Genomic DNA, 23921 nt, shown 5'->3' with positions numbered 1-23921 from the left:
GCATGGCAACGCAAACCCGCCTCTTCCTGGGCCTGATCCGGCCGCCAAAGCTCATCGGCTTACCAATCATGTATGCAATGGTTTGGCTCTTCGGGTTTGTGTTGCTGTTTCTTTGGGTCCAAAGCTGGCCGGTGATCATCATCGCCGCTCTGGCCTATCCCGCACTTTGGAAAGCGGCCGATTGGGATCCTGCCTTTCTTGAGGTGATGGTCACCACCCTGCAGGAAACGCCGCCCACCCCGAACCGCAAGATCCATTCGGGGGACAGCTATGCTCCATAACCCCTCGGATGATCTTGCGACGCTACCGGAATGGGCGCGCAAAGAGCGCCCTATGGCCAGCATGCTGCCCTATGTCAGCCTCGTGAATGACGTGACGATCCGCACGCGCGGCAATGCCCTGTTTCAGTGTATCCGCCTTGATGGCGTCAACAGCATGACCAGTGATGACGCGCATTTGGAGAAGATCCGCGCGCTCTTCGCTGCGATCATCGCGCAGATTGGACCGGACTACAGTTTCTATGTGCACAAGGTTTCAAAAGCGATCGAGACGGCCTTGCCACCGGTTCGCGAGGAAGGGTTTGCGCAAGCGCTGGATGCCCGCTGGCAGCTGGCCATGGCGCGGGCAGGTCTGCGGGACAAGACTCTCACGCTCACGGTACTGAAACGTCCGCCCCTCGGCGCGCGGCTTCGCCTGAAGCGTTCAGACTCAATCGCACAGCTGAAAGACCAGACAGCCAAGCAACTGCGCAAGCTCGAGGAGGTCGTCGGTTTTCTGCTGTCGTCCTTTGCCGAGATGAACCCGCACCTGCTGGGCGCTAAAAACGGAGAGCTACTCGGGTTCCTCGGAGCGCTCAACATCGGCCAAGAGCGACCGCTCTTCGCAAAATCGCGCTTTGGCGTCATTGCCGAAGATGTAGCCAACACGCGCGTCACGTTTCAGGGGCGAGGCTTCACGCTCGACGATGGGACGGCGGGCAAGCGGTTTGGCACCAGCTTTGCCATCAAGACCTACCCGGCCAAAACCAACTGCACCATGTTTGATGAGTTGAACCTGCCTGTCGACATGGTGGTCACGCATTCCTTCACACCCATCAACAGCAATATCATGGCCAATCGGATCAAGCGCCAACAGCGTCTGATGAAGGCCAGCGATGATGGCGCGATTTCACTCGCCGAAGAACTGGTCGACGCGCTCGACGATCTGGAATCCAAGCGCCTCAGCTTTGGCGATCATCACATGACCGTCACGGTTTTTGCCGAGACCGAGGAAAAGCTGGAGACCATCGCTGCCGAGGTACGCAACATCGCGGCCAGTGAAGGTGTTAATCTGGTGAACGAAAGCTTCGCCGCCCGAACACATTACTTCTCGCAGCATCCGGGCAACGGGCAGATGCGCAGCCGTAAGGCCGCCATCACCAACACGAACTTTGCCGACCTCGCAGCGCTGCATCGCGGTCAACTGGGCAAACCCGGACACAGAGTGCCTTGGGGCAAGCCGATCACCCTCTTCCCGACGCCTGAACGCTCAGGCTTTCTGTTCAACTACCATGAGACAGGTCAGCCGGACAAAGAGCCGACCGGCGGGCATACCTTGATCCTCGGCCGCCCTGGTTCCGGAAAGTCGGTCTTGTCAGCCTTCCTCATGACACAAGCCCGGCGCTGCGACGCGCGCGTCTTTGTCTTCGACTATCGCGCTGGCATGGAAATGGCCGTGCGGGCCAATGGCGGGCGCTACAGTGCTATCAAGGCAGGTGAGTCAACCGGCCTCAACCCGCTCCGCACCGAAATCGATGGGCGCGGCCAAGCCTGGCTGTCTGATTGGCTGGCAACGCTCTTGCATCGCGCGGACAAGCCCCTGAGCCCGGTCCAGATCAACCGCATCCAAGAGGTGGTACGCCAGAACGCCGGGGCGAGCGATGCCGCCCTTCGCAACTGGCAGGATCTGGCCTCGCTCTTTGTGGCGGGGGCGGATGAAGGGGATCTGTTTGAACGGATCCAGGAATGGACGGAAAATGGCCGCTTTGGCTGGATCTTTGGGCAAAGCGCTGAGGATACCTTCTCGCTCGATGGTGATGTGGTCGGGTTCGACCTGACCGGGATTCTCGACAGCGAAAGCGAGAAGGAACGCATGGCGGTCCTGTCCTACCTGTTTCGGCGGGTGGAGCGCGTGATCGAGGACCGCCAGCCGACGTTGATCATCATCGATGAGGCCTGGAAGGCGCTGGACAACCCATATTTCGCAGACCGGCTGAGCAACTGGCTTGTGACCGCGCGCAAGCAGAATGCTGTCGTCGTAATGATGACCCAATACGCAAGCCAACTTGAGAAAACCCGCACCGGCAAGACGATTGTCGAGGCTGTGCCGACGCAGCTATTGCTTCCCAACATTCGTGCCTCCGCCAACGATTACACCATGCTGGGTCTTGCTGAAAAAGAGCTCAGCGTTTTGCTCGGCACCGGCAGCAACTCCCGCTTGGCGTTGGTGCGCGATGATCAAGGTTCGGTGGTGATCGACGCTGATCTCAGCGCCCTTGGGTCCTACCTCACGACCCTTGGTGGCATGGAAAAAGGCGAGGCGCTGGTCGGCGCAGATTACCGCCAAAACCCCGACTTTTGGAGACAGATTGATGCGTAGACTTTGCGTGCTGACCCTCACCCTTTTGACCCTGACGGCCTGCGCGGAATACCGGCCGTCAGAAGCCGAATGCTTCAACTCCTTTGCCGAGGTCAGCCGCAGCAATTGTAATTTCGAGCTGCTCGGACCGATTGGTGGTCTCGGTGAGTAAGCACCGCCTGCATATCTATGCGGGCTTGGTGTGGTTCGCCGCGCCATTGGCCTATGCCCAAGGCGTGCCCACATTTGATGCGGGCATGTTCTTGCAGCGCGAGCGCGTGTTGCAGCAGGGCGAACAAGATCTGGCGCTGCAACGGGATCGGCTGACCAAAGAAGAAGAGCTTGAAGAAATCGAGCAGGAACAACTCCAGGCGCTGGAAGACATCCTCGATGCGTCAACCCTTGCCAGCGGAAACTCAGGCGAACTGGTCGCGAGCTTGGAAGCGGGTTCATCGCCTGAGAACGCTGCAGAGACGCTTTACGGTCCGGTCGATCTAAACCCCGGCGCGGCACAGATGTTCGGCGATGCGTCCGGCTCGATCGAAGAGCTGATCATTCGTGCCGCGCAAGAAACGCACCACATGTCTGGCGTGCGCGCAGCGGGTCTATCGCCCAAGCAATGGCGCTGTCTGTTGCAGGCGCTGATCTGGCAAGAAAGCCGCTTCACCATAGGCGCGCGATCCCCTGTTGGAGCATTCGGCCTGACCCAGATTATGCCCGGCACCGCACAGGATCTCGGGATTTTTCCGGCCTACTATGAAAACCCCTACTTCCAGGTCACGGGCGGCGCGCGCTATCTGGCGCAAATGCTGGCCATGTTTGACGGCAACATCATTCACGGGCTGGCCGCCTACAATGCAGGTCCTGGCAACGTGCAGCGCTACGGCGGCGTGCCGCCTTTTGCCGAGACCCAGCACTACGTTCAGGTGATCCCCGAGCGCTACAATCTCTACCTTGCCCGTGTCGGCGGCGTGGACGCACTCGGCACCATCGACCCGGTTCTGCTCGCCAATTCTTCTATGAGCCTGACCTCTTTCGGCGCAGGGGTCTACGGCGACTATTCCTTGGTGTCGGTGCAAGCGGCCGCGCTGCGCGTGCAGGACATCATCAGGCGTATTGGTCAGACCGATGACATTCACGCGGCCATATCTCTCAACACCTATGCTCGGGCCGAGCTCGCTCGCCTGATCGCGATCCGCACGCGCCTCAAGGCCGCCCATACCCGTCCGCTTGGCGCGGCCGAGCTGGCCATGGCGGCCGCACAGGCACGCGAACAAGACTTCATGCAATTCGATCTGGAGGCATTCCGATGATCCGCTTTCTTTCTGCCGTTGCCACCTGCGCGTTGCTGGTTGCTTCACCCCTGTCTGCCCAAGGCGTGCCGACGGTCGACACGCGCAACATCGCGCAGGAAATTCGCCAGCTGCAGCAAATGCTGGAGGATTTCGGGATCCAGACCGACCAGCTCGACACGCTTCTCGAACAGCTCGACCTGGTGCAGCAGCAACTCGACACGCTCAACGAGACTTACGCAGCCCTGACCGGTGCGACAGACATCATTGAAATGGCCATGGGCGGCGATCTCGACGGCCTGCTCGATCAGGAATTCGGCGATCTCCTGGGCACCATCCAGCAGATCCAAAGCGGTGATTTCAGCGGCCTGATTGGCAACGCAGCGCCTCAAATGGAAGGCCGCATGACGCAAGCCTTGGAGGATGCAGGGTTCGACCAAGACAGCCTGTCCGACATGGCCAGCAGCGGCAATCCGGGCGCAGAACGCATTGCCAGCCAGGCGAGCACCGGGGCGGTGATGTCGGCGGCGGCTGAGAACAGCTACGAAGAGGCTGCACAGTCCCTCGAACGGGTCGAACAGCTGGTCTCATTGATCCCAGACATGGAAACGCTCAAGGAAGCCGTCGATCACAACACCCGCGTCACGGCCGAGCTGGCAATTGCCATGACGCGCATGTGGGAGCTCGAAGCCGTTCAAACCGTAGGCGCGGGCCAATCCGGCGTGGTGGATGCCGCCACGCTGGCCGAAGAACGCCGCTATATGGACTTCACCCTGCCAGACCTGCGTGCGGACTGATCCCATGAACAGCGAGGCAGAAATTATCGAAGAAGAGCTCGTCTACGGAGCACGACGACGCGAGCTGATGTGGCAGAAATTGGGGCTGACAGGCATGGCGTTTGGCATGGCAGGTTGCCTCGCCGCCGCCCTCGTTGCCCTGTTCGACGTGGACCCGTCGCCTATGATCGTGCCCTTTGATAGCGAAACCGGCATGGCCCTCCCCAATGCCATGGTTGAAGCGGTCTCACTCACGGAACGCCCCGCTATCATCGAGGCTCAGGTCTACCGCTATGTCATCGATCGAGAGACGTACAATCAGCTCGACAATGACGTGCGTGTGCGGCGGGTCCTGGACCAGTCGGACGGCGCGGCCGCCGCAGGACTGCGCGCACTTTGGACCAGCGGCCATGAGGCCTATCCGCCCGATAGCTATGGCACAGATGCCCGGCTTGAGGTCGAGATTCTGTCGATCACCCATATCAGCGCCAACCGTGCCCAGGTGCGCCTTCGCAAGCGGCTCAACTCCCCGCGCGGCAGTCAAAACGGGCTCTTCACCGCAACGCTTATGTTTGAGTTTCGGCCCGAGAATAGCCGGTCGATCGACGACGTCTGGCAAAACCCCTTTGGCTTCACCGTCACCGAATACGCGATCCGCTCGGATCGTTTGGAGTAACCAATGCGCCGCCTGTTCTTGATCCTCGCCTTCCTCGTTCCGTTTGCTGGCATCGCCTATGCAGAAACCCAGCCGCGCCAAGGCCCCTATGATGCCCGCGTCCGGCTGGCCACCTATCAGGATGGACAGGTCTACCGCATCCGCACCAGTCTGACCCATGTGACCAGCATTGAATTTGGCCAAGGCGAGACCATTCGCTCGATCATTGCAGGCGACACTGAAGGGTTCCTTTTGGACGGCGTGCCCGGGGGCCAGGCTTTTGCCATCAAACCCGTCTCGCGCGGCGCGCATACAAATATCACCGTCTACACCAATCGACGTAGCTACTATTTCAACGTGACCGAGGCGAGCTCGCCGACCTTCTACGTTATTCGCTTCACCTATCCCGAAGCGGCACCACGGCAATCGCGTTTGGCCGCAAGCCAACCTGCAAACCACGCCTACGGCGTCAGCGCACGGTCCGAGATCACCCCGCGCGAAATCTGGGACGACGGCACCTTCACTTACTTCCGCTTTGCTGCAAACGCGCCGCTGCCCGCGATCTTTCGCTGGTCTGGAGGCAATGAGCGCAGTGTGAATGCGCTCGCGCGACCAGACGGCGTGATCCGCGTGTCAGGTGTTAGCGATCGATGGGTACTCAGGCTCGGCGAGGACGAGATTTGCGTGCAAGAGATGAGCGAGGCAAATCAAGGTGAGTGAAACAGCTGAGCTTAAGAAGCGCCTCGAAGCGCTTGAAGGAAAAAGACAAAACTCAAGGGCACGGCCGTCTGTTGTCACTATCGCCCTGGGCATCGGGGCAATCTTGGCTCTTGGCGGTATCTTAATGTTGTTCTCTGGCGGCTCTGAACCCGAAAGCCTGGAAACAGCCTCACCGGATGAATTCCAAGCGGCAGGACCGGGGTTTGGCGCGCTCAATCCCATTCCCGCACCGATCGACACATCGCCACCGCCTGAGCCGGAACCGGCCAGCGAAACAGAGGAGCTGCGTGCGCAAATGGACGCCATGCGGCGCGAGCTCGAAGCCATGCGCAACGCACCTGCACCTGAAGCCCTAACTGTCGACCTTGAGACATTGGAAACCTTGGGCGCAGAGATCGACGCCCTGCGCAGCGAGGCAGCTACAACGCAAACCGCCATGCGCGAAGAGTTGGAAGAACGTGCGCGGCAAATCCAGCGCCTGCAGAACGATCTTGAGCTTGCACGCCTGGAAACCCCTCGCACACCTGCACCAACCGGCCCAACGGCCGAAGAGCTGCGCCTTCAGGAACTCGAGCGGCGACGGCAAGCGGAGCTTGAGGAGCTGCAAGCCCGTATCGCCAGCCCAATTATCGCCTTTGGCGGCTCTGGAGGCGGCAACAACGAAACCGCCGCACAGCAGCGACGGCTTGATGGCGACACAGACTTTGTCCGCAACGGCGCTGAACCCGCTGAGGTGACGCAGGCCCAGGTGATCGTGAACCCGTCAAACACGGTCGTTCAAGGCACGATGATCCAGGCCGTGCTCGAGACCGCGATCGACAGCTCGCTCGCCGGACAGGTCCGCGCGATGGTGTCCGAAGATGTCCACGCCTATGACGGCTCGCAGATCCTTATCCCGCGCGGCGCACGCCTCATCGGGCGGTATCAATCCGGCCTCGACATCGCGCAGCAACGCGTAACCATCGCCTGGGACCGGATCATTCTGCCCAGCAACCAGACTGTTGAAATCAGTGCCTTCGGTGGCGACGAACTGGGGCGGTCCGGCACAACTGGATTCGTCGACAGCCGTTTCGGCACGCGGTTTGGGTCCGCCACCCTGATATCGCTGATCGGAGCCTTGCCCGCCGTGGCAGCCCAGAACACCGAAGATGAGATCGCCTCGGATGTCCTTGAGGGCATTGGCGAAGACCTGCAAGACAGCGCGCAAAGCGTGATTGGCGAATACCTCTCCGTCTCGCCCGTGATCTATGTCGACCAAGGAGCCCGCGTCACAGTGATGGTCGACCGCGATCTGGAGATCTTCTGATTATGGCGGCCAGCTATCTGCAAAGCTCGATGGACAAGATCCCCGAGGCGCGTGATCCGAAGCTGATCGAACTTTGCATCAACCCCGACGGCACGCTGTGGGCGGAGTTTCAGGGTGATCACTTCATGCGGTCCCTCAGTCGTCGGCTCTCGCCCAATGAGATCAAAGACCTTGGCAATCAGATTGCTTCCGCCGCGAACACCACGCTCAGCCGGACCAAGCCCATCGTGTCGGTCAGTATCACCTACCGTGACCGCCCAATCCGAGCGCAGGTCATCCAGCCCCCCGCCGTGGATGGCGGCTATGCGATTTCTCTGCGGTTCTTCGCAGATTTGCCATTGGACCAAATCAAGCTGTCCTATCTCTTTGGCAAAGAACGCAGCAACGAGGGTGCAAGACGCAAGCGCAACGCCGAGCTGCGAGATGTCGTGGCCACCGGCGACATCGACGCCGCGATCAAATTCTGCGTCACCCACAAGCTCAACATGATCGTCTCCGGCGGCACCTCCACCGGCAAGACCGTCACAGCACGCAAGATCCTCTCCTTCGTGCCAAACGACGAGCGTATTATCACCATCGAAGAAGCCGCTGAGCTGCGGCCGGCGCAGCCGAATGTCGTCACGCTGATGTCTGATCGCGACGAGGCCACGCGCAGCGCTGATGTCCTACTGACCTCCACCCTCCGTATGCGACCTGACCGGATTGTCCTGGGCGAAGTGCGCGGCAAGGAGGCCATGACATTTCTCGAGGCCATCAACACTGGCCATGGCGGCTCACTGACCACGCTTCACGCTGAGACGCCTCAGCTGGCGGTTCAGCGTCTCGCCATCGCCGCCCTCAAAACCGACGTGCCCATGACCTACCAGGACATGAACGACTACATCACCCGCTCGATCGATGTGATTATCCAGGCCGGTCGCCATGAAGGCGCGCGCGGCATCACCGAATTCTACCTGCCGGGCGATCCGGCCCATTCAAAGGAAACAGCCCATGTTTGAATACAAGATTGAACTGATCAACACCGCCAAGACCAAGCCACCGAAGATCGAAGCACAGCTGACCGCTCTTGGTCAGGATGGTTGGGAGTTGGTCTCCGTCGTGCCGGATTTTGACGGCGACCACATCCTGAAGGCCTTCTTGAAGCGGCGCACGGGCGCGAGCGTCTAGAGCAAAACCGAGGAGGATCCGATGGGCGTCGTCACCTGGATGGTTGAGACAACCGACAACTTTCTGGACGACGCAGCCCAAACCACCTTTGGCAACGTCGCCGGGCAGCTCGGCGGTGTCATCGCCGTGGCCTCGACGCTCGCCGTGATCGGCCTCTTCCTCAACATGGTGTTTCAGTACAAATCCATGGATGGGCGAACCGCCTTCTGGTTCGCTCTCAAGCTCATGCTCATCTCCCTCTTTGCGATGAACTGGATCCAATTCAACGCCGTGGCCAGCGCCCTGATCGATGGGCTAGACCAACTTGCAGGCGGTATGGTGGCGGGGCTTGGTGGCGGCGGGGCTGGCGCGTCCTACTTTGCCGGGGCCTTCGACGATCTTATCGAAGAATTCGGCAACTACCTAAACGCCGCCGGAGACAACATGCATTGGATGGCCGGAGCCCTGATTGGTGCGATCGGCGCATTCCTCTTGGGCGTCATCGGCGCACTCTGCGGCCTCGCCCTGATCTTCGCAAAGATCATGCTGGCCTTCATGATCGGCATCGCCCCCATCATGATCGCGCTTTCCCTGTTTGATGTCAGCAAGGACTATTTCCATCGCTGGCTGTCCAGCACGGTATCCTATGCGCTCTATCCCCTCGTAATCGCGGGCGTGTTTTCCACTGTCGTCGGCATGTCGCGCTCGCTCATGGCCGAACTCGGAGATCCCTCAGGTGCGAGCAACATCGGCGCGCTGGTGCCCTTCTTCATGATGATGTTCCTCGCAGGCGGCATGATCATCGCCACCCCACTGATAGTCCGTTCAATCTCAGGCAATTTCATGATGGCCGGACCGCCAAGCATTCCTGGACCCGGCGGCTTCGCAAAGGGCTTGATTGGAACAAAAGGTTCGCGAGCAAGGGCGCGGTTTGGAAGTAGGTCTAATGCTGAGATCGCAGGGGCTGGGATGCGGCAGGCTAGCACTGCGACTGTTTCGATGGTTCAGAGAGTTGCTGAAAGGGCGAAGCGGTTGGAATAATTGTCATGGGGCAAGTTGGCCTTAGAACGCTACAGCCAGCTTCCAGGGTTTTGCGCAGCAGTCTCGTCATCAATGCAGACTAAAGCGCTCAGTCTGGCATGTTTACGATCGCCACCCCATCGATACAGTCTCTTGCCAACTCGACCAGATGCGCGTGGTGTGTGAAGAGGATTGCTTGTCCGTTCGCGCCGATCTCGGCACAGAGTTGCAAGGCCGCTCGTGCCCGCACATCGTCAAATGTCTCCATGATATCGTCCAGGACCATCGGCAGTGGGCCAGGGTCACGCGCAAAGCTGCGATATCCAGCAAGACGCAACGCAAAGTAAAGCTGACCCATTGTGCCCGTCGACATCTGCTCCACAGGAACCGTGTTTCCATCTGGCTGAATACCGACGAGCTTTTCGCCTTCGGACTGTGTCCAGACATCAACGCCGGTCCAGGCCGGGGAGGTCATGGTGACGAAGGCCTCTTCGACGTCGCGCAGCATGCTGCCGCGCCGCTCTGCCGCAAGGCGACGCAGCGCCCCTCGTGCCGCCAGCACTCCGAGTCTAGCCACAGCCGCCTGACGCGCGCCGCTCCGTAGCTCTTCCAGCAGTGTCGCTTGTTCAGTCGCGAGATCGCTTCGGTCGGCGGCCTGAAATGCTTCGCGATATAACCGGTCAGCTTCTCGCTGAGCATCGCGGGCACTGTCGCGGATGAGCTGTGCGTCTTGCTGAGCCTGTTCCAGCTCTGTCGAGCGCGTTGCGTCAGGCATCAGGTCTAGTTCCTCAGTGAAAAGATCGGCATCGACTCCTTCACGGGCTTTTTGGCGATCACGTGCCGCATTTGCCTTTTCCGCTCGCAGACGATCACGTTCAACCAACTTTGCAACACGATCGCGAGGCATCAAGTCCTGACCACCTTGCCCTTCGAAACAAGATTCTAGGCCGGCGTTCGCATCCTGGAGCTCCGTCTCTGCGCGATGTTTGAAACGGTCAAGTTCATCCCGTCGCGATGCGGCCTCTTCCCGTTTTTCATCTGCCCGTACCGCCAAAGCGTGACGCGAGCGAGCGCGGTCGATGATCTGGACAGGATCTGCACCTGCATCTGCATCGTTTTCAGGATCCCCCAAAATTCGGATCAAGCGCTCCGCGCTATCTGCCAGCGCTGCGATCGCTTGCTCCAAGGCCCCAATCCGCACCGAGAGCTTTCTATGCTCTCCATAAAGCTGCTGCAGGCTCCGCAGGTTCGGTAAAGCGGCTCGCATACCGTCAAATGAACAATCCGGCAACGGCAACGCAACAGTCAACTGTTCAAGCTTATTCAAAGCGACGTCGAGATCGTCGCGCGTTTGTTCTGTCTTTTTTTCTAGCTCAGCAATGGTCTTTTCGCCATCCCGCCATTTGGCCCAAGCCTCGCGATCGCTCGCTTCCAACGTGAGCGCTCTCTGAATTTGCGTGGGCAGATCACCTTGCGCGGGATCATACCCAAGGGGACGCGCCGCTCCAGTCAACGCATCGCAAGCCTCCGCTTGTTGCACACGACGGTCTTTCAACGCTTTTTCAGCATTTGAAACATCGGCGGCGGCTTCGGCCGCCGTCGTCAAAGCTTGTTGGCGAGCGTTGAAGGCCGAAGGGGGCGTGCCTGCTTCAAACCCCAGTGCCAACGCCAATCTGGAACAGCTTTCTGACAAGCGGTCATGTCTCGCAATAAAGTCGTCGTTACGGTTCTTTGCAGTTTCATGCCGGGCTTCAGCGCTCCGCACCTGTCCCTGTGCGGCCAGCAGCCGCTGCCGAGCCTCAGCACCCGTAAGGTAATGTGCTCGGGCGCTGTCATCAGCGTACATCGCCGCCTCGAACTGGTTAGCCGTCTCACCCGTCAGATCGCCCCGATGCTGCTGCCATTCGATATCACGCTGACGCCGCGTCTCTTCTGTCTTGACGATGTCGACGACGTCAGGTGCAGCCTCCTGCGTAGATAGATCTGCCCGGGCCTCCACCAACTCGGCTACGCGGGCCTCGAGGTCTTTCCGGGCCGACGCAAGATCGGCAGTTAGGGTCGCCCAATCCTGACTGACTTCGTCGAGCGTTTCGCGCGCAGGTAGGCCTGATGCAACAAGGTCCATCCATGACTGCGGCAGACCAGCTGCGACCTTAGTCAGGCGCGCCGAAGCTTGGCCATGGGCAACTTCAAAAGCGGACATATCCGCCACGGCTTTCCATTTTTCAAAGGCGAGTCTCAGAGCCGTCAAATCTTGCGGCTCACGGGGCGCTTTGCCATGTTGGGCGAGAGCGACTTCTGCGGCCTCCTTTGCAGCACCGGCTGAAAGATTGGCCGTCAAGCACTCCTGTACTGCGGTGGCGAGGTCCTCCAAATCATTTGCCTCCAAGGCGATTGTGGATGGCGGCGCATCCGGCACCTCGAGGAGAACCAAAATTTTGTCTATTTGCTGTCCGAGGTTGTCCAAGTCTTCGCGGCGACGGTCGAGGTCAGCCATCGCGGTGCTCGCGCGCCCCAAGAGCGGTGCACCATCAAAAGTTAGTTGATCAAGCCGTTCCAACTCTGCCTTCAAAGGCTGGGCCAAATTGTCGATTGGGTGTTCTTCGATGGTCTGATCTAGTTTGACGATTTCTTCTTCCGCTTCAGTGACTCGGATCGACTGAGCCGCGATTTTTTCGACCAGGCCAGCGACACGCTCTGCCGCATCGGGGGCAAGGTCGGGACCGCCGGAAAAATCGGCCAAGGCTTCAGTCAGTTGCCCCATCTTCTCGGTCCGATCATACCATAACTCCGCAGCCTTCGACGCTGCTTGTCGTTGATAAACTTGTCGAAGATCAGCATCGGCAGTTTCGAAATCGACTGCTGTCCGGTCACGATCTTGGCGAAGTTTGCGCTCTCGCTCAGTCGTCAAGTGATCAGCACGCAATTCGCGACCAATCTCTTTGAGGCGATCACTGCCGGTCTTCAATACCGTACCCCGACCACGTTTCTTGTAGAATTTGTCTGCTCGCTCGGCCAAGGAATCCAGAGTTTGAGCCATCCCTGTCAGGCCGGAGAGGCCTGCATGCAGGAGTTGGCCAAGGTCACCCTGCGCTCCGGCTATCCGCTCGCCGCCCTCTCGCAGACCTTTCTCATCAAGTGAAAACCGTTCCTCATAGCTGTCTCGCGTAAGGCCGTGCAGAGCTCCAGATAAAATCGCCTCGTTGATTGGGCGTTCGTTCGAGTCCAGCAGTGATTGGGTTCTCTTACTGTTGCGACGCAATACTGTGGCTTCACGTTCAGGCAGATCAAGCTCTGCACCCACTACAAGATCACTTCGATCGAACCGGAAAGCGTAGGGATGTGCCCCGCCTTTGAAACCGAAAAGCAATTCCAGAAAACCATTGAAAGCGGTAGACTTGCCTGCCTCGTTCTGTCCGAAAACCACCGTTACATCAGGCTTCCCATCGGCCGGTTTTGGAAAACAGATATCGGCATCTTTAAAGCGCCCATAACGGATAAGGTCCAACCGGTTCAATCTCATTGGGAGATACCCGCATGCAGAGTTAGAGAGACTTCCGCAATCGCTTCTTCGAGAAGCGCGTCCAATCTGTCCTCAGCAAACTCGTCTGTGATTTCTGACGGCATAGCTAGGCGCAGTTCTTCGAGCTGTTGGAGGGCAGCTTGTCGAAAACCATCTTCGGTCAATTCCTCCTGCATCAAGCGAACCAAATCATCAGTCTCGGCACTGGTTTGGCTGACCGGCAGTGCCGATTTTACTTTGTCAAGGAATACGCCATGAATACTGTCCAGGACTTCTGACGCCAGTTCTGTAACAAGCTCCGTACCGTATCGATCCGAAGTAGTGCTAAGGCGCACAGCTATATCGCGCCCTGGCACTTGCGCGGTTACCAATCCGTCGCGCAATTTTCGAATTACCTCTTGTTGGTCGGAACAGGCGCTTAGGTCCAGAGAGCATTCGGAAAAGCCAAGTCGCCCAACCGCTTGGCGTTCAAATTCCGGGACCCCATCCCCCATCGAAACCAAGGTCACAGTTCCCCCGTGACGCTCGCCAAAATGACGCGGTTGCGGGATACCTGGCATAACCGCCAGAACCGATCCATCCACTCGCTCAAACGGCGCGTGAATGTGCCCCAGACACCAAAGATCGAAACCGTGCCCCATCAGGTCCTGTTTAGCGCAGGGCGCATAGGGATCATGACCTGGGGCACCATCTAGCGAGGTGTGCATAAGACCAATATTTCGTTTTCCCGGAACTGGAACTGGGTAGTCCGGTAGGAAGCTCTTTACCACATGCGCCGTATCGAAAGACAGGCCATGGAACGCAGCATCACCGATTTCGACGGTGGGAGCGCCTTTGTGCAAAAGATGGATATTTGGCCCCAAATCTCCATGAGCATTGTGATCCAAAAGCGCGTCGTGGTTGCCCCGGATCAGTACCGTGGGCACCCCAGCTTCTGAGGCACGCGCCAGCTGAGTTATAAGGAAAGCGCGGGACTTAAGATCCGGGTAACCATTGTCAAAAATGTCACCCGCTAGCACAAACGCATCGACCTGTTCCGATATCGCCAGATCAACGATCTCGACAAAGGTATCACGGCTGGCCTGCTTCAAACGATCTCCGAGGTCGGGATTGCGTAGTGCTACAGATCTTATGGGTGATCCGAGGTGAGTGTCAGCTGAAACTAGAAGGCGCATAACTTTCCATCCAGTTTTCCGCGAATGAAGCGGCTTCCATTTTGGTACAACAAGCTATCAGTCTGCTCCTTCATACGGCCGGTCATCGAGAGAGGATGCCGGTCCAACGCGGCCATTCGAGCGTTCATCGCGTCGCTGCTCTACCGACATCGGACCGAATTTATGTTCCAGATCAACGACAAGGGCTATCCAGATGACTACGGGCCCAGCTAACCATGATTTACAAGCACCTGCAATTGCAGGTTGCCGATGAATTTCATACTTTGGCTCTCAGAATGAACGCTTTCGGTCCGTCAACTTCTTTCACGTACCGGCTTAAGAAACTTAGAGTAAGGCGCGCGACAAGAATGCATGTAAACAAAATTTTTATAAAAAATTTCAAAGGCATACGAGAAGAGTATTTCGACTTCAACAAGGACATAAACATTCTTGTAGGCGACAACGAAAGCGGTAAAAGTACAATATTGGAAGCCATTGAGCTTTGCTTGAATCTTCGACATCGAGGAAAACCCCTTTCCACGTGTCTGTCTGCTGACCTATTCAATGCAGACGCTGTCTCCCGCTTTCTCGCTGGCCCCAAAGACCAAGGGTCTTTTCCAGAAATTTTGATTGAAGCTTACCTTGAGGGCAACAATGACATCAAAGGGAACAATAACACCTTGGGATTAAACTGCCCGGGCATCTTTGTTCGCATCTTTTTTGACCCTGATTTAGCCTCAGCTTATCTTGAGTACGCGAAGAAACCTGAGGACATCCTCTCGCTCCCAATCGAATTCTATCGAGTTGAATGGTATGCTTTTTCTTGGGATAAGTTAACGCCATATAATAAGAAGATCTCTTGCCTGTTTGTTGATCCAACTGCGTTGCACCCAACAATGGGGGCACGGCGATACATTTCTGACATCCTAGAAAACGCTCTTGAGAGAGAAGACAAGACACTATTGAACACAAACTACCGGCAACTAAAAAAGAAGTTTGACGCAGAGCCTGATGTCGTAAAGATCAATAGCGAACTTGATAAGCAAGATGACATAACTGGTAAAAACCTTGAATTCTCAATCGAGAGTTCCCCTCAGACCAGTTGGGAAAACAATCTTCAACTTACTTTGGACAGCATTCCATTTGCGCAGATTGGAAAGGGTGAACAACACCAAGTTCAGATGAAGTTGGCGCTGTGGAAGAAGTCAACGGCGGCCAATGTGGTAATGATAGAAGAGCCTGAAATTCATCTTTCACATATGAATTTGGTGAAGTTGGTGAAGTTCATAGAAGACAGGCATCAGGGTCAGCAGATATTTCTGACGACCCACAGCTCCTATGTACTAAACAAGCTCAGCTTCGAGAAAATTTGTCTCTTGGCAGATGGTTACAAACGTTTGCATGAAATTGATCCCAAAACCGTGAAAACACTTAAGCGACTACCAGGATTCGACACTTTGCGAGTCGTGCTCAGCAAGAATGTGATCTTGGTTGAGGGGCCCTCGGATGAACTCATCCTCAAGAAAATCTATCATAAAAAAGTCGGCAAACTTCCTGAAGAAGACGGCATCGATATTATTGTCGTGCGCGGGATTGGCTTCAAAAATTTCTTGAACATTGCTCAACATCTCGGAAATGCCGTCCATGTAGTCAAAGACAACGACGGAGACTGGCAAAAGAACATCATTGATTGGAAGTCTCCATACGATGAGTATGGTTTCATCAAGGTGTTCTCTCCGGAGTCTGCCCAGGAAAACTCCTTGGAACCAGCATTCATTTACGCCAATTCAGGTTCACAGACCAAATTAGATGCCTATGCCAAAGTGGCTTTATCATCGCAAACGTACAGCAACTACGACAACGGCGATCTGGTCGCGAGACAGGCTTTCCTAACCGATTGGTTCTCTGGTGAGGGAACCGGTGGCAGGAAGGTAGATTCCGCGATGCGCATCTTTGAATCCGACGATGAATTAGTGGCACCAAACTACCTTATTGAGGCTTTAAGATTTGACTAAAGAGTTGATCATCGCGTGTGCTGGTGCGGGTAAGTCTGCCAAGATCATCAACGATGCGATTGCTCGATACCGGGAGCAGAAGCGTTCTTTGATTCTGACGTATACCGATTGCAACCAGCGTCAAATTATCCAACGCCTATCTTCTGAGTTGGGGGCCGTCCCTCCCGAAATCAAAGTCAAAGGGTGGTTTACCTTTTTGCTGGAGGACATGATACGACCATATCAATCTTGCATTCTACAATACCGGGTGAGCGGCCTAAATTTCAATGAAACTGATCCACACAAGCGAAAAGGGTACACTATTACGGGCCGCGCTGAGCGCGCTTCAAACGGAAGTATCAACCATAAGCACTTCGTCACAAAAGAAACCAAAAAAGCCCACTCAGCTTATCTGTCGAAGTTTGCTTGTAGAGTTGCAGAAGAGACCAAAATCCTAAGAAAGGTGGGACGCAAATCTTACAAAATCGGATGCGCGACCGAGCGCCTTGAGGAAATCTATGATGCAATCTTCATCGATGAGGTCCAAGATCTCGTCGGTTGGGATTTCGAACTTCTTAGGCTGCTTTCGGTATGCCAAGAGCTGGATGTCATTTGCGTCGGAGATTTTCGGCAAACCATTTACCAGACTGCAAATGCTCAGAAGAAGCCCAAGAGCAATGATGACAAGTTATCGTATTTCCAGGAAATTGGATTCTCGCAATCCAGCATGAACAAGAGCCGCCGATCCGTCGCCGCAATATGCGAGTTTTCCGATAAAATACACGACGGATTGAAATTTCCTTCGACTCTTTCAGGCGTTGACGAGAAAGAGCTCCCAGCTGATGTGGCTGAACATCTTGGTGTGTTCGCCGTGAAGAAAACCGACCTTGAAGCCTACTATGATCGCTATCACCCGACGATATTGCGGCATAGCCAAGCCGTCGACCCGCAAACTTGTTCTGGGCGGGAAGTATTCAACTTTGGCAAGTCTAAAGGAATGACCTTCGATCGAACGCTAATTCTTCCCACCGGGCCACAGAGAGCTTTCTTGCAAGGGGATTTACGTGCCTTCTCGGGTGGCTCTACAGACAAGGCCGTCAACGCGTTCTACGTAGCTTCGACTAGAGCTCGGTACAGTGTCGGATTCTTGCTAGACGAAGACATTGGCATCGATGGCGTTACAATTTGGCGTCCATAGAACGGTGTGTGCCATTTCCCAAAAAGAACCACCTCAAACCGGTTCTGGTCCATTAACTTATGAACGACAACTTTCAGGGTTTGCTGCCCCTGATTGTTGCAGAGAAAATTGAAACGGGCCCTCACCTTCCCAAGGCGTTCTCCATAAATCTCTCCACCCTTTCCGTTCCCACCTGGAATTCGTCCAGACTAGGCTTGTCGCCGGACGCCACCCCCCGTTCTTCGTTGGCCAAACCGTCGATCTCTTCGCGCCGCTTCCCGCCACCGTCAGAGCCCTCATTTGAAACCGCCCTCGGCATCTCAAGCGCTCCAATCTTCGCTTCCAGTGCCTTGATCTGCCCTTGCAGGCCGCGCATTTGATCCCCCGCCGAGGGGTATGGCAATTCGCCTGTCTGCTTGTCAAAGATCTGCTTAAAAAACCGATCCTCATAGTACTTGATCCGCTTGGCGCGGACAGGCATTTGCGCGTCGACGACTAAGACAATGTCATCCAGATCCATGCGCCGCGCCTCATCCTCAGGTAACAAAGCCGTTTCTTCCGTCCGTTCAGACATGCTGCGCCCGGCGAAGGGGTTGCGGCCGACTGAGCGCGAGCGGGTCACAACCCGTTTGGTGGTTTTGCCGACGGCTTTGCTAAGCTCTTCGATGGTCTTCTCATCCGAGGGCGTCAGATAGAGCTTTATCCCTGCGTTGCCCTGCAAAGCGCGGCGGGCGTTTTCACCATAGATTTCATCGAGCGCCGGGATGGTCTGGGTGACGATCGCGAGATTGGCGCGGTAAGATCGCAGAGTTTCGATACTGTCGAGAACGATCGGCATTTTGCCCAAGCGGTTGAACTCATCGAGCATGATCATGACCGGCCAAGGTTCGTCCTTGCCGGGTTCATGGTCCTGCAGAGACGCCAGCAAATCGGAGAAGAACAAGCGGATCAGCGGTGCGAGCGGTTTCACCATGAGCGGCTCGACCACCAGATAGACGGAGAACGGCGCCTTTCGGATGTCACGAAATTCGAAGTCTGAGGTCGCGGTTGCGCGGTCGATAGCAGGGTTTGACCACTGCTTGAGGCCGGACGTCATCAAGAGCGACAGATAAGACGTTAGCGTGTCGTTGTTGGTTGAGGCCATGCGCATGAAGATCAGCTTGGCAGCTGGATTGACCACTTCATCGGCGCGGCGGCGATACTCCTTCTGCTTGTCCCCGCCTGATGCGGTGATGCGGTAAATCTCGCCCAGGGTCGGTCGCTTGCGCTCGAACGCTAAAAGCCCTGCCGCCACGAATAGATCGATACCGCCGTCGAGAAGCCCTTGAACGCGGTCGTTATCTGCTTGCAGAAACAGGGAGGCCAGGAGCTGCAGCTCCATCTGCTGGCGGTCGACGTTTTCCAGCGCCGATATTCGCAGCAAGGGATTGTAGCGGTGCGAGCGACCATCCTTCCAATCTGTTGGCGCGAACCGGAACACCTTGTCGCCCTGCGCGGCCCTGTGGCGCGCCGTCGCATCGAAGTTTTCGCCCTTCACGTCGAGCACGACGGCACTGCCCTGATAAGTCAGAAGGTTCGGAATGACGAAACCCGTCGTCTTCCCGCGTCCGGTCGGGGCCACGATCAAAGCATGGGGAAAAACCTTGGACATGACAAAGGGTTTGCGACACTTGGGCTTGCCCATTTTGCCGAGGACGAAGCCGTGGCCGGGCTTTCCGAAAAAGCCGTTCCGTTTCATCTCCGACATCTGCTGCCAGTGGGTTTCACCGAACTTGGTCAGAGCGTCGTTCATCAAGACCGCACTAAGCAAAACACCGGCACCAGTGCTGATCCCCACTATCAAGTGAACAATCTGCATATCGGCCGGATGGGTCATTCGGAGAACCCCATAGTTGCGTGCCAACATCAGGAAATCGATATCCGCCCCGACACCGATCCAGCGGAACGTCAGAAAGGCTGACGCCAAAACATACCCGAGCACTGCGCCCAGAAGAGCAAAGCTCATGACGCCAAGTGCGATCCGCGCCTTACCCATGCGTCACGCCCTTTTCGCCGTCGGCATCGACATGCCGCTCGCGTTGGAGGTCTATTTCCTCATTGGCGATCTCGTCGAGGACATGCTCCATCGCCACGCTGTTCGCCAGCGCGGCGTCGCTTTGCAGATAAGCCTTGACCGCATAGAGCCGGTCCAGTCGATCTTCGATATGTTCCTCCAGCGCAGTCTCATCGCCAATTGCCAAGTCCGGGGTGTTTTCTTCACCGGCCAGATCCTCCAGTTCGGCCCTCAAGGTCTCGCGCTCCAGATCGCTGCGGAATGGATCTGCGGTTGGGTCGTCCCTCATACGGCTCAGGATGTCGGCGGTGGTCGGCGGCAACCTGTCGACTATGGCTTCCTGCCGGTCGGCTTCCACCGCCCCACTGTCTTTGAGAACCTCACCATCGGCCAACACGCGCCCCAAATCACTGTGCACTTGGTCGAGGCGGTCGATCGCCTTCTCCAGCTCATCGGCGCGAGACAGGTCAAAGCCCTCTTTCTCGGCAATCGCCTTCAAATCCTGCCCGAGCCATTGCCGCTCCAGCGCGGCATTGCCCGCGCCGATTTCGATGCGGCGGGTAACCTCTTGCGAGTCAATGCCGGTGCCTTTCACAGCCTGCTGAAGACGTTCGGAAAGAGCTGGATCCTGCAAAGCGCCTTGGGCCTCGGCCCGTATATTCGCGGCCGAATAGATCCCACTCTTGGACGCATCTTCGAGCAAGGTGTGGGACTGCGTTCCCATTGGGCTCAGATGCGACAGTGAACGATAGATGTCGTTCAGCTCATGCTCCAGCTCCGCGCGCCGCTCTACAGGCGCGTCCGCCACAATGCGTTCAGCTTGGTTGATCTTGTCGTGAAAGACATCCACGACCTCATCAAACGAATGCTGTTCTTCGGCCATGCCATATACCTTTCCATCTGCTTCGATCGGTTTGCCCTGCGCCAAAAGCGTCGCGGCCTTGTCCAAGGCTGCTGCAATGTCATGCTGGTTCTCACGCGAGGCTTCGGCCGCCAATCCGCGATAAAACCGCGCGTTCTGCGCCACCTCAGCCAAGGCACGGTCAAGCTCTGGCCCCACGCGCTCACGCGCGGCCAACCTCTGGCCCGTGGCTTCCGCGCGACGCTGGTCTGCATCGCTTGGCCTCTTCGTCGTGATCCCCCGTTCGAGCTTTCGGGTCGCCTCAAGCCGCAGCCCATAGCGGTCTGACACCTCCACCATCGCCTCGCGAAAACTGTCGTAGTTAAAGTGGTGCCCTTCTTTCAGAAAGAAGAATTCACCGTCCTTGCTGCGCCGGTTAAGAACGATATGAGCGTGCGGGTGATCCCGGTCCTCATGCACGGCCGCGATATAGTCGAAGTGGCTGCCTCCGCCCTGAAAGAACCGCTCGCAGATCTCGCGCGTGATCTCGGCAACATCCTCGCCGCGCGTGCCAATTGGGAAAGCCATCAAGAGATGCGAGGTGTGCCCCAGCTTGGGATGGAACCCCTCATTCCACTGCGCTGAAAACCGGCGTGTGACCTGCTCGATCTCTTTGGCTGACAGGACACTTTGGCCGTCATAGGTGCCACGGCTGTCGATGATGAAGCTCGACTTGGTTGTGAGGTATTCCAGCTGGTTGCGTAGCTGGGTTTTGTTGTGCGTTCCGCCGTCGCGAATGGCTTTGAAGATCGCGGGGGAATGGCCCATGGCCGCGCGGGCCATCTGCTTTGCCCGAGCGCGCGGTGCGCTTCCGCGAATGCGGCTCCAGTCGCGATCGAAGAAGGCCTCTTGCGCGGCAGCAACGGCGCTATTCCGGGCCATCGGCAAAGCCTCCCAGAACGCGGGCAACCTCGCCAGACAGCGCGCTTCGGCGGCGCTGCGCCATGTCCTGAACCTGGTCGGCGATGTCGAAAATCAGCCCGGCCAAAGCGCGGACCTGAGCATGGGCGGAATTGCCATAAGGTGGCGTCTTGCCCTGACGTTTTGCCTCGTTCAGGCGCTGCGCAATCTGGTTGATATTGTTTCCGGTGCGATTAAGCGAGGCCGACAGACCCTGCATCTGGTTGGCCAGTTCATCGTCGGGAACGAAAAGATCGTTTGAGGCATGGATCAGCCGCCGCAGCCCCTCGGCGCGGCTGGTGATATCATGCCGCGTCAGCACTGCATCAAAGCTCGCCAGCTCCTTGGATGTCAGCCGGACATTCACCAGTTCTGAACGCACGCGCGCATCAAGCTTGCGGCTTTGATCGGCCTTCAAGGTGTAAAAGATACTGCGGGTGGTGACGCCGAATTCGCGGGCCAGATCCTCGATGGGCACCCCCTCGGCACGCTTGCGCACGATGGCAAAACGCTGGTTTTGCGTCAGTCGCTTGTGCCGTGATGCGCGCGGTCGGCCCATGTGAAGTAATCACCCCTATTTCTTGCCGGCATCATACAGGCAGCCCTGTTATGGCATTTCGCCATAGTTGATTCAATATTATAATATTGAATCAACTGCCTGTATTCCGTTTGGAGCAGCCATCGGCTGCGACCGCCGGGCCAAGCCCGGCCACATGCGAAAGGCATGGCACCACTAGTCGTGGTTCCACGCCTCAGAATCGCCAAGCAATTGCAGCGCTATTGCGCGGGCCGCGCCTTCGGCGCTGGCATAGGTTTGATGATCCGGCAGCTCGTGCAGATCAAAGGGCTGTTGCGGGTCGTCCGGGGTCTCAACTCGGACATAGATCGCCCAGCCATCGATTAGCGCCAGATCGTCACAATACTCCTGCCCGCCATCGGGTAGATTGCAGAACCCATGAAGATGCACGCTGGCGCGACCCTCTCGGGCCGCCTTCCTGACTTCAAAATACTTCATGGCAAACCTCTGCACTTTCCTCGATGAAGAATTCGTCAGACTTGCCGTTCAGGCGGGTGCCATCCCGACTGATCAAACCGATAGCTGACCCGTTTCGCGTGAAGGTGATGAGGTATTGCCCAAGGCCATCACGCGTCACCACATACCCGCAGTTGACCCAGTGAACGCGGTTAACCGCGTCCATTGCTGCTTTGATCTCTTCCAAAGTCATCGCAGCGCCTCCTCAAGGATTGCGAGAGCCCCAAGACAATCGTCGATATAGGGCTGTTCCTCGCCGTCCAGATCGTTCAGCTCGAGTCGGTTCAACACCGCGTAGAGCGTGGCGCGCGCTTCACGCGCGGCGCTTCTTATGCTGACAGTGTCTTCGAGGCGTGCGGTCGAAAAATCATCGTTATGATAGTCCGGGATCATGCTGCCACCTCCTTGCTCTGACCTGCTGCTTGCAAAACAAAGTCGGCGGCCTTTTGCGCTTCAGACGCCGCGCGAAAAATCGCCCTTTTGTCCTCTTTGAGCGCTTTCAACCAACCTTCAACATAGGCGGCGCTTTGGTCGAGTTCCGGCGCAACACCAATCTGAGACCCAAGGAAGCAAGCGCCGATTTCCGCCACCAGCTCTTCAAAGGCATAGGCTTCGCGGTTCGCAAATTTCTTGATCCGCTCCAACCGCTTTTCGCTACCAGTCCAGTGGATCACCTCATGGGCCAAGGTCCCATAATAGCCTACCGCATCGTGAAACGTGGCAATCGGCGGCATGTGGATGTGATCTTTGGCGGGGCTGTAATACGCGCGCGGGTCGTCACTGGTGAGGATCTCCGCCCCTGTCTGGCTGAAAAACGCCTCGAGCTCCGGATCTTCCGCCGTGCCAAGGTCGCGCGGGGCCTCGGGCCGGATGTAGTAATCCTCTGGCAAGCCCTCAATCTGATCCGCATTGAACACGCGATAGGCGCGCGCATAGGGCAGCTCTTCCTCAATCCCCAGCTCGTTCTCTCGGGTGAACGTCCCGTATTTGACCACGGTCGATGACGATTCACCTTTGCGGACCTGACCGCCCAGTTCCTGCGCCTGTTTGTAGGTCATCCAGCGGCTCGAAACATAGCCATGCTTCGCTGCCATGACCCAGAGCATCAGGATGTTAATCCCGCGATATTCCTCGCCGTTGTGCCGTGTCGGCAAGGCAATGCCGGACGCGCTCCCAGTCCACGGCTTGCGCCATGGCGGCGTGCCTGCCTCGATTTCTGCAATAATGGTGTCGGTGACATGGGCATAAACATCAAACTTCGGTGCCATTTGTGGCCTCCTCGATCAAAGTGACGCGGATGAGGCTTCCCCCCCTTCCGCCGATGGGCTGCGCCTCGGCCACTTGATCTGACCGAATACGCATGTATTCGGCGGAACAGAGTGGGAGAGGGCAAAGCCCGACCCACGGCCCTGAACGGGGCTGTCAATCGGCCACATTTGCGAAGAAAATGTCTGCGCCAAAATCAGACGCCAATTTGCTCCGCGAGGAATGGCTCGCCCGCGAGACAGGGGAAATTGGTGGCTGATTTTGGGGATGGACTAAGGTTGACCGCCACGGTCAGGGATGTTGGGCGGACCGAACAAAAAGGCATGATGCCTGGATCGGGGTGAGCGGGCCAACGGCCCGTTGAACCCCGGTGCAGTCTTTTGGGAAAT

General features: G+C 57.1%; 21 protein-coding genes and 1 pseudogene. 13 read left to right on the top strand and 9 right to left on the bottom strand.

Annotated elements, in window-relative coordinates; all coding sequences use genetic code 11:
* Window positions 1-2: 2 nt before the first annotated feature.
* The 11 genes from Q0859_RS06915 to Q0859_RS06865 are packed head-to-tail and all read left to right on the top strand — an operon-like array spanning window position 3 to window position 9552.
* Window positions 3-281 (top strand): VirB3 family type IV secretion system protein, encoded by a 279-nt coding sequence (locus tag Q0859_RS06915; protein WP_058260733.1) that lies wholly within the window; start codon window positions 3-5, stop codon window positions 279-281.
* Window positions 271-2637, top strand: a complete 2367-nt coding sequence (locus tag Q0859_RS06910) for a type IV secretion system protein B4 (RefSeq protein ID WP_299149031.1) — start codon at window positions 271-273, stop codon at window positions 2635-2637. Before Q0859_RS06915 ends, Q0859_RS06910 begins: the two co-directional genes overlap by 11 nt.
* Entirely contained in the window at window positions 2630-2788 is a 159-nt protein-coding gene (locus Q0859_RS06905) for a hypothetical protein (protein ID WP_024096575.1), read from the top strand. Before Q0859_RS06910 ends, Q0859_RS06905 begins: the two co-directional genes overlap by 8 nt.
* Window positions 2781-3929, top strand: a complete 1149-nt coding sequence (locus Q0859_RS06900; protein WP_299149025.1) for a lytic transglycosylase domain-containing protein — start codon at window positions 2781-2783, stop codon at window positions 3927-3929. Before Q0859_RS06905 ends, Q0859_RS06900 begins: the two co-directional genes overlap by 8 nt.
* A complete protein-coding gene (locus Q0859_RS06895) occupies window positions 3926-4705 on the top strand; it encodes a type IV secretion system protein (RefSeq protein WP_299149023.1) in 780 nt (259 codons plus the stop codon). The genes Q0859_RS06900 and Q0859_RS06895 overlap by 4 nt, the downstream gene beginning before the upstream one ends.
* A 4-nt stretch (window positions 4706-4709) precedes the next feature.
* Complete coding sequence (locus Q0859_RS06890; RefSeq protein ID WP_299149021.1) at window positions 4710-5360, top strand: virB8 family protein; 651 nt, start codon at window positions 4710-4712, stop codon at window positions 5358-5360.
* Between the two features lie 3 nt (window positions 5361-5363).
* Window positions 5364-6059, top strand: coding sequence for a TrbG/VirB9 family P-type conjugative transfer protein (locus tag Q0859_RS06885; RefSeq protein WP_299149019.1), 696 nt, complete (start codon window positions 5364-5366; stop codon window positions 6057-6059).
* Window positions 6046-7365 carry a TrbI/VirB10 family protein gene (locus tag Q0859_RS06880; protein ID WP_299150180.1) on the top strand — a complete coding sequence of 440 codons (1320 nt, stop codon included), beginning with the start codon at window positions 6046-6048 and terminating at the stop codon, window positions 7363-7365. Before Q0859_RS06885 ends, Q0859_RS06880 begins: the two co-directional genes overlap by 14 nt.
* Before the next feature lie 2 nt (window positions 7366-7367).
* Entirely contained in the window at window positions 7368-8363 is a 996-nt protein-coding gene (locus Q0859_RS06875; protein ID WP_299149017.1) for an ATPase, T2SS/T4P/T4SS family, read from the top strand.
* Window positions 8356-8532, top strand: a complete 177-nt coding sequence (locus Q0859_RS06870) for a DUF4177 domain-containing protein (RefSeq protein ID WP_299149015.1) — start codon at window positions 8356-8358, stop codon at window positions 8530-8532. The genes Q0859_RS06875 and Q0859_RS06870 overlap by 8 nt, the downstream gene beginning before the upstream one ends.
* Before the next feature lie 21 nt (window positions 8533-8553).
* Window positions 8554-9552, top strand: a complete 999-nt coding sequence (locus Q0859_RS06865) for a type IV secretion system protein (RefSeq protein ID WP_299149013.1) — start codon at window positions 8554-8556, stop codon at window positions 9550-9552.
* Window positions 9553-9640: 88 nt separating this feature from the next.
* Here Q0859_RS06865 and Q0859_RS06860 read toward each other — a convergent pair whose 3' ends face one another.
* Entirely contained in the window at window positions 9641-13039 is a 3399-nt protein-coding gene (locus tag Q0859_RS06860) for an AAA family ATPase (RefSeq protein ID WP_299149012.1), read from the bottom strand.
* A gap of 11 nt (window positions 13040-13050) precedes the next feature.
* Window positions 13051-14229, bottom strand: a complete 1179-nt coding sequence (locus tag Q0859_RS06855; RefSeq protein ID WP_299149010.1) for a DNA repair exonuclease — start codon at window positions 14227-14229, stop codon at window positions 13051-13053.
* Between the two features lie 215 nt (window positions 14230-14444).
* Between Q0859_RS06855 and Q0859_RS06850 the strand changes: the two genes are divergently transcribed.
* Together Q0859_RS06850 and Q0859_RS06845 are read left to right on the top strand one after the other, a co-directional pair.
* Complete coding sequence (locus tag Q0859_RS06850; RefSeq protein ID WP_299149008.1) at window positions 14445-16223, top strand: AAA family ATPase; 1779 nt, start codon at window positions 14445-14447, stop codon at window positions 16221-16223.
* Window positions 16216-17400: a UvrD-helicase domain-containing protein gene (locus Q0859_RS06845; RefSeq protein ID WP_299149006.1), complete on the top strand. Its 1185-nt coding sequence runs from the start codon at window positions 16216-16218 to the stop codon at window positions 17398-17400. Before Q0859_RS06850 ends, Q0859_RS06845 begins: the two co-directional genes overlap by 8 nt.
* Before the next feature lie 121 nt (window positions 17401-17521).
* On the opposite strand, the gene Q0859_RS06840 is transcribed toward Q0859_RS06845, so the two are convergent.
* The 7 genes and pseudogenes from Q0859_RS06840 to Q0859_RS06810 form a co-directional block, all read right to left on the bottom strand.
* Window positions 17522-19414: a type IV secretory system conjugative DNA transfer family protein gene (locus Q0859_RS06840; protein WP_299149003.1), complete on the bottom strand. Its 1893-nt coding sequence runs from the start codon at window positions 19412-19414 to the stop codon at window positions 17522-17524.
* Window positions 19407-21215 carry a relaxase/mobilization nuclease domain-containing protein gene (locus Q0859_RS06835; protein WP_299149001.1) on the bottom strand — a complete coding sequence of 603 codons (1809 nt, stop codon included), beginning with the start codon at window positions 21213-21215 and terminating at the stop codon, window positions 19407-19409. The genes Q0859_RS06840 and Q0859_RS06835 overlap by 8 nt, the downstream gene beginning before the upstream one ends.
* Window positions 21202-21792: a hypothetical protein gene (locus Q0859_RS06830; RefSeq protein ID WP_299148999.1), complete on the bottom strand. Its 591-nt coding sequence runs from the start codon at window positions 21790-21792 to the stop codon at window positions 21202-21204. The genes Q0859_RS06835 and Q0859_RS06830 overlap by 14 nt, the downstream gene beginning before the upstream one ends.
* A 174-nt stretch (window positions 21793-21966) precedes the next feature.
* Complete coding sequence (locus Q0859_RS06825; protein ID WP_299148997.1) at window positions 21967-22248, bottom strand: hypothetical protein; 282 nt, start codon at window positions 22246-22248, stop codon at window positions 21967-21969.
* Window positions 22249-22270: 22 nt separating this feature from the next.
* Window positions 22271-22459, bottom strand: a pseudogene (locus tag Q0859_RS06820) (hypothetical protein); the annotation flags it as partial.
* Window positions 22456-22659, bottom strand: a complete 204-nt coding sequence (locus tag Q0859_RS06815; RefSeq protein WP_299148995.1) for a hypothetical protein — start codon at window positions 22657-22659, stop codon at window positions 22456-22458. The pseudogene Q0859_RS06820 and the gene Q0859_RS06815, both read right to left, overlap by 4 nt.
* On the bottom strand, window positions 22656-23534 hold the full coding sequence (locus Q0859_RS06810; RefSeq protein ID WP_299148993.1) for a zincin-like metallopeptidase domain-containing protein: 879 nt from the start codon (window positions 23532-23534) through the stop codon (window positions 22656-22658). Before Q0859_RS06810 ends, Q0859_RS06815 begins: the two co-directional genes overlap by 4 nt.
* Window positions 23535-23921 lie beyond the last annotated feature (387 nt).

The organism is uncultured Tateyamaria sp. (assembly GCF_947497045.1).
In the GTDB taxonomy this organism is placed as follows: domain Bacteria; phylum Pseudomonadota; class Alphaproteobacteria; order Rhodobacterales; family Rhodobacteraceae; genus Tateyamaria.
This window is presented reverse-complemented; position numbering and strand designations above follow the sequence as displayed.